1 pseudogene is annotated in these 634 nt (G+C 61.7%); it reads left to right on the top strand.

Features of this window, described 5'->3' with window-relative positions:
- Positions 1-347: 347 nt before the first annotated feature.
- Positions 348-634, top strand: a pseudogene (locus AC1DWI_RS25640) (proline dehydrogenase family protein); the annotation flags it as partial.

Here is a 634-nt window from a genome sequence, read left to right as displayed (position 1 = left end):
GCCCCGGACAATGTCTGGGGCGGCTTTTTTTATGGCCCCGTGCGGACTGGGGGCCGCACCCGCGGACACCTGCAACGCCCGCTGAAGTTATGATGCGATGGCCGCGCCGGCAGTCCGGCGCTTGCCAAAAAACACATCCACATGCACGCAGCCGCCTGGCCTCCTCTTTCAAAGAACTGACTCTTTGCTTCCTGCGCACCCGGACGTCCGTCCTGTTGCAAGGCTGAAGCACTGCCCGCACCCGCCGGATCGCCCCAGGCGGGGTGCCTGATCCCGACCGCCTTTTTCATTTGTGACGATCCCGCATCGTCCGCGATCACGTTCATCTCTCTTTTTTGGAAATCGTCATGTCCCTGTTCAATACCCTGGTGGCCTCTGCCATCCCGCTGGCGCCGCACGCGCTGATCCGCAAAGTCTCGCGCCGTTATATCGCCGGTGACACCGTGGCCGATGCGATCAACCGCATCGTGGCGCTCAATATCGATGGTTTTTCCGCGACCGTCGACGTCCTGGGCGAAACCGTCAAATCCTTGTCTCAAGCCGACGACACGACGCGCGAATACCTCAAGGTGCTTGAAGCGATCGCGCGTGAGGGACTGCGCGCGAACATCTCGGTCAAACCGACAGCGCTCGG

It is taken from the genome of Polaromonas sp. P3_C2 (assembly GCF_056402675.1).
This window is presented reverse-complemented; position numbering and strand designations above follow the sequence as displayed.